Consider the following 6,141-nt stretch of genomic DNA (forward strand, 5'->3'; position numbering starts at 1 on the left):
AAGTCTGGCTCCGGGCTAGCACACTGAGGGCACACAGAGGCAACCAGGCAAATAAGATCGGAGAAGTATGTTCATTTTTCAGGTGGAGAGCTACTTCCGGGTTGTTTAACGGGTGTTTTGGGCCGCCGAACTGGACTTCCGGGGTGCTTTAGGTTATCTGAGGGGTTTTAATCATGTTGACAATCAAATGGGAGGGGTATATCATCTGTGTCGAAGACAAAAATATTCGAGGTCGGCTCACTTAGAGTTGATATGGGAAATCCCGGCTAAAGGTTTCCTAAAACTTCCGCAGTAAAATAGGTGTGTCTATATCCGTCTGAATGCTGTTGCTTTCCACACCTGCCACTTTTCTTTTCTAACCATGAATCACCGTGATACGATGAATCCTGACTCAGTAAGTGGTAGAATCAGTTGGGCAGGTCATAATTGCATCCCGGATATGCCGAACAGTCGCATACTACTGATTTCGATTTTTGAAATACGACTCAGGAGGAAACCGGATGACACAACCAGATAAATCATACCCCAGAGAGATAGTGACTACGGAAAAAGCTACTGAAGATGCAGAAGGAAAACAGGTCGTCACAGTTGTTAACAACGAATATGAGGAAAAAGCAGTAGAAGCGGCTATGGCTTACATGGATGCATTCAATGAGGGTGACGTCGCAAAAACGGGCACCTGTATAAATTATCCTCATGCCCGTGTAGGAGCAAACGGTAAATTAAGAGTAAGCGAAAACGCCGGTGATGCAATGCCGCCGAATTTCTTTGAAGAGTTCAGGAAGCGCGATGAATGGAATCACAGTTGCTGGGATTCCCGGGAAGTTATCCAGAGTATTGAGAATAAGGTACATCTTATGGTGACATTTTCGCGGTACAGGATTGATGGCACCAGGATTGGTACATTCCCTTCCATCTGGGTGATGACCAAGCAGGATAACCACTGGGGAATCAAGATGCGCTCCAGTTTTGCTTTCTAAGACGTGAACAGGCAGCTACCAGTTGAGGTACACTCTATCGTGACTGCGGTCACAAATTCCAGTCTTCTGTGCAGCAGGTAACCTGGCGAGTTATAGTGTGATATTGGTGGGTCTGGACTAGCAGGATGATGAAAAAGGAGATTCCAAAGGGGCGAAGCCCTTTTGACGGGGGTCTGGGGGTGTCCCCCAGATACAATCTTTTCCCCCTTCCTGGCTAGGAAGGGGGTCAGGGGGATGGTCGAAAGGGTTTTTCAGCACCCTGCTAGGGAATAACTTCCATACCCTCCCAGGCATCGAGTTCTTCGCGAGCCGGGTCAATCTCCATTCGGCACGGGACATCGATGAGCATGGTTGCGCGGTTATCAATGGTGTAAGGTTGCCATTCCGGAATCCCCGCGTGGCTGGGGTCTCCACTGCGCGCAAAGGCTATCCACGCCTCGCTCATCGCTGCGGCCAACTCGGCTTTATCAGGTCGCTCGCCGGTGACCAGCGCACTATCAGGATTGTCGAACACAAATGGAATTTCAAGGGCGTGGCACGCCTTGAAAAGGTATCCTTTGTAGTCGGACTCCCAGGTGAACAGGTACATGTAAACCGGAGCGTCGCCACCCGCCAGCTTGCGTTCCGCGAGTTCAATACACCCCAGTCGCCGGTCTTCACTGGTGATTCCGATATACAGGTCCCAGGGAGTGGCATCGGGCCGTGTCTTCTTGTAGACGTCGATTATGCTATCCAGCCTGTCGCCGAGCCTTCGTGCCAGTCGTTCCCGAAGCTCTGACTCTTCAAGCCTGCGGCGTCGCGGGTCACCGGCTACGAAGAGTGCCGATTCGTCCCGATTGGTGCCTATTATGAGCGGTACGTCCGCCGCCGTTGGTGCCGCCACGGGGTCGAATGGATGGGCCGGAAGGTAATAACCGTCCACCACCGGTGATAACAGCATCAAGATTCCGCCACTCATGATGCCAACGCTCAGTTGTTGAGACGATAGCGTGCTCACCACATCCAGCAGCTGCTGTGCGGGAAGCCTCTGGAGCTTCTCGATTTCATTGTTCCTGATATTCAGCTCCGATAGTAGACGTTCCGTGAACTCGGTAGCGTCCCCGGGTTCTTTGCCCCGTAATCCCGGGCTGCTCTGGACAATGGCCCGATGGAACAGGCCCTTCGCCGAGGGCATAGCCATCACCACGCTGACTTTCCTGCCACCACCGGACTCGCCAAAGATTGTCACGTTACCCGGGTCGCCGCCAAACGTTCCGATATTATCACGGACCCACTCCAGGGCCAGCACTATGTCCAGCATACCGGCCATTCCCGAACCGGCATACGCCTCACCGGCGATATCCGCCAGGTGCAGGAATCCGAAGACGTTCAGCCGGTGATTGATAGTAACCACCACCACGTCGCCACGTCTGGCGAGTGCGGCACCGTCGGACATTACACTTGAACCGGAACCGAATGAGTAGCCACCACCATGCAGCCACACCATGACCGGACGTTTCCCGTCATCGTCGACGGCCCGTGTCCACACATTCAGTACCAGGCAGTCTTCTTCCTGTGGCAGGTTTTGAAGACGTCCCAGGATAGGTGTCCCGGGCTGAACTCCGCCGATTCGCATTTCCATTTGCGGGCAGGTTGGCCCGAATTCAGTGGCATCGCGGACACCCGTCCATGGCTCAGCTGGCACAGGCGGCAGGAAACGCCTGCTGCCACCGGTTGGCGCTCCGTAGGGGATGCCCTTGAAGATCAGGACATCCCTGTCTATCATGCCACGGACTTTGCCTGCGGTGGTTTCAACTATCGTTTCCGTCATGATGTATGCTCCCTGTAGTTTATTGGTTAACTCCGTTAATACTCACGACTACCGACGCAGTTCGATACCCTCCCAGGCATCGAGTTCTTCGCGGAACGGGTCGACCTCTACCCGGCACGGGACATCGAAGAGCATCGTTGCACGGCTGTCAGTGGTGTAGGGTTTCCATTTCGGAATCCCCGCGTGGCTGGGGTCTCCACTGTGGGCGAAAGCTATCCACGCCTCGCTCACCGCTGCGGCTAGCTCGTACTTGTCGGGACGGTCGCCGGTCATGCCCACATCATCCGTGATGTCGAACACGAACGGGATTTCAAGGCCATGGCCCGCCTTGAACAGGCCCCCGAGGAAGTTGGATTCCCAGGTGAACAGGTACATGAATACCGGAGCTGTGCCACCTGCTGCCTTGCGTTCCGCGAGTTGGATGGACCGCAGTCGGGCTCCTTCACTGGCAATCCCGATTAACAGGTCCCAGGGCGTGGCATCGGGCCGTGTCTTCTTGTAGACACCAATCACGCTGTCCAGCCTGTCGCCGAGCAAAGGTTCCAGTCGCTTCCGCAGCTCCGGCTCTTCGAGTCTGCGGCGCCGGGGGTCTGCAGCCAGGAAGGTTGCATTCTCGTCACGGTTTGTACCGACGATGAGCGGCACATCCGCCGCTGTCGGTGCCGCCACGGGGTCGAAGGGGTGAGTGGGGTAGTACTTGCCGTCCACTACCGGGGCAAGCCGCATGATGGCTCCGGTCGGCCCACCAATCATGCCGGCGCGGGGTCGCTCCGGCAGCGTGCCTACGGCATCCAGTAGCTGCTGAGCCGGTACCTGCTGGAGCTTGTCAATCTGGTCTGCCTTTATACCCAGCTTCGCCAGCAGGCGTTCGGTCAGGTCGGTGGCATCGCTGGCCTCTACCCCCCGGAGTCCCGCGCCGCTCTGAATGGCAGCACGATGAAACATGCCCTTCGCCGAGGGCAGGGCCAGCATCGTACTGACCTTAGCGCCGCCACCGGACTCACCGAAAATCATCACTCTACCGGGGTCGCCGCCGAACATCTCAATGTTGTCACGGACCCATTCAAGGGCCAGTACTGCATCCAGCATCCCGGCCACACCCGAGCCGGCATATTCCTCACCGGCGATATCTGCCAGGTGCAGGTAGCCAAAGACATTGAGCCGGTGGTTGATTGTGACCACGACCACATTGCCGCGTCTGGCGAGATTGGCACCGTTGTACTGCGTCTCTGAGCCAGCACCCTGGGCGAAGCCGCGGCCGTGTAGCCACACCATGACGGGGCGTTTTCCACCGTCCTTCACAGCCGGCGTCCACACGTTCAATACCAGGCAGTTCTCACTCTGAGGAAGCAGTCTGGTATGCCCTTCGGTACGGGCAATGGCATAGGGTCGGAACTCATCTACCAGAGACCCTGTCTGTGGACAGATCGGCCCGAAGTCGCCGGCGTATCGTATCCCCGCCCACGGCTCAACCGGTAATGGGAGCAGGAAGCGGCGCTTGCCGCCGGTGGGCGCGCCGTACGGGACACCCTTGAAGGTGCAGACTTCTCGCTCCATCGTGCCGCAGATGTTCCCTGCGGTGGTTTCGGCCATTACTTCCTTCATCATTTGCTCCTTTCCATCAGCATGTGATTATATTGGATACCGCTGCAATTGTCTGCCTTCTACTCATCCTTTGTCAAGATATTGTACTCATCCGGTACAGTCGATGCTGCTTCCCACACAAGAAGAGAACTTTACCTGCCTGCAGTATTGCGTGCGTGTCATCTCACTGTCATAATGGTCTAGTAAACATAGCAGCGGCGCGTCACCCTGAGATTACCTGCTGGATTAGCCGGCAGGCCGAAGCCGAAGGATCTCACCCTATTGACATGTCATTCTTGAGCCGGGGCTCCGAGCGGAGCGAGGAGACACAGAATCTAAATGTTGCACGGATTTGAGGAAAGGGCGACAGGTTCACACTAGCTTCGACACTGCTGCCGTTCGTGCAACCAGGAGAGCAAGCACAAAATAGTACTGTGGGAGGGATAGGTGTTAGAGGTAAAAGACTTATGTGCCAGGCGAGGCGACTTCTTCCTGAAGGATATCTCTTTCGATGTTCAGGATGGGGAGTACTTCATCCTTCTGGGACCTACCGGTGCCGGTAAGACTGTGCTTCTGGAGTCCATCGCCGGGCTACAGGGAGTTCGTAGCGGGGAAGTATGGATTGATGGCAAGAATGTGACTTCCCTCAGTATACAGGAGAGGAGAATCGGATTTGCCTTTCAGAAGTATATCCTCCACAGGCATCTGCCGGTCCGTGACAATATATCCTTTGGGTTGATGTGGCGATACAAGAAACAACGAGAGGTTGATGAGGCTGTCGACCGTGTGATTGAACTCCTCGGCCTTCAGGACCTTCTCAACAAGAGACCCTGGGCTCTGAGTGGCGGTGAGAGCCAGAAAATATGCCTGGCCAGGGCCATTGCGGTGAAACCTGACCTTCTTATCCTCGATGAGCCCCTGGGTTCAGTTGACACTGAATCAAGAGAGGTCACTGAGAGAGAACTGAAGGAATCACATAACCAGCTTAGACTGACAACAATCCATGTCACTCATGATTTTGAAGAGGCGATTGCCCTGGGCGACCGCATAGCAGTAATGATTGACGGCAGCATAGTCCAGATAGGGACCCCGGACCAGGTATTCCGTCATCCGAACTCGGAGGCGGTGGCTCGATTCCTGATGACAAGAAACGTCTTTGCAGGAGAAGTGCAGGATGACGCCGGTGGACAGAGTGTTTTTTGTGTCGATGGCAAGAAGATGGACGTAGCTACGCCTCTGCGGGGCAAACGACATGCCTCTATCCGGTCGGAGGATATCTTGATGTCAAAGGAGCCGCTTGATTCTGATGCCGTGAATAGCTTGCAGGGCACTGTCACCCATATATCCGACCGCGGCTCAATGGCTTACGTGTGGGTGGACGTGCCGCCGGAATTTGTCTGTCTCGTGCTTCACCCTTCGTTTGAGGCGATGTGTCTGGAAGAGGGACAGAAGGTATATATAACATTCAAGGCGTCAGCGGTGAACATCTTCTAAAGAGGCCGGGTATTCTCACCGGCCCAGCCTCTTTGTTGTCAGTTTTGCGGAATGTAATGTTTCACAGAATCCGAAGCCCGGAATCTTATCCGGACTGGTTCACAGTGGTTCGCCAAGCCTCTCCTCAAATTCCCTCAGGCTGAAAGAGTATTCCTGCGTGCCATGGTGCTCGATGGCGAAAGATGCACACACGCTTCCCATTCTTGCACTCTGTTCCATATCCCTGCATTGTGTTAAACCCTTAATCAGTCCTGCCCTGTAGGCGTCACCGGC

4 protein-coding genes are annotated in these 6,141 nt (G+C 55.0%); 2 read left to right on the plus strand and 2 right to left on the minus strand.

Translation table 11 applies throughout. From position 1 onward, the window contains the following. Positions 1–500: 500 nt before the first annotated feature. On the plus strand, positions 501–980 hold the full coding sequence (locus VMW13_01825; GenBank protein HUV43547.1) for a hypothetical protein: 480 nt from the start codon (positions 501–503) through the stop codon (positions 978–980). Positions 981–1,242: 262 nt separating this feature from the next. Here the strand turns inward: VMW13_01825 and VMW13_01830 are convergent, their stop codons facing one another. Together VMW13_01830 and VMW13_01835 are read right to left on the minus strand one after the other, a co-directional pair. Further along, entirely contained in the window at positions 1,243–2,790 is a 1,548-nt protein-coding gene (locus VMW13_01830; GenBank protein ID HUV43548.1) for a carboxylesterase/lipase family protein, read from the minus strand. 48 nt (positions 2,791–2,838) lie between these two features. Beyond that, positions 2,839–4,398, minus strand: a complete 1,560-nt coding sequence (locus VMW13_01835) for a carboxylesterase/lipase family protein (protein ID HUV43549.1) — start codon at positions 4,396–4,398, stop codon at positions 2,839–2,841. Positions 4,399–4,821: 423 nt separating this feature from the next. On the opposite strand from VMW13_01835, the gene VMW13_01840 reads away from it, so the two are divergent. Next, on the plus strand, positions 4,822–5,868 hold the full coding sequence (locus VMW13_01840) for an ABC transporter ATP-binding protein (protein ID HUV43550.1): 1,047 nt from the start codon (positions 4,822–4,824) through the stop codon (positions 5,866–5,868). Positions 5,869–6,141: the final 273 nt, after the last annotated feature.

This window comes from Dehalococcoidales bacterium, from assembly GCA_035529395.1.
GTDB lineage: Bacteria > Chloroflexota > Dehalococcoidia > Dehalococcoidales > Fen-1064 > DUES01.

Bases quoted from the DNA above. Each gene is read 5' to 3' on its own strand.
- VMW13_01825 (HUV43547.1), top strand. From the start codon at position 501: ATGACACAACCAGATAAATCATACCCCAGAGAGATAGTGACTACGGAA.
- VMW13_01835 (HUV43549.1), bottom strand. From the start codon at position 4,398: ATGATGAAGGAAGTAATGGCCGAAACCACCGCAGGGAACATCTGCGGC.
- VMW13_01830 (HUV43548.1), bottom strand. From the start codon at position 2,790: ATGACGGAAACGATAGTTGAAACCACCGCAGGCAAAGTCCGTGGCATG.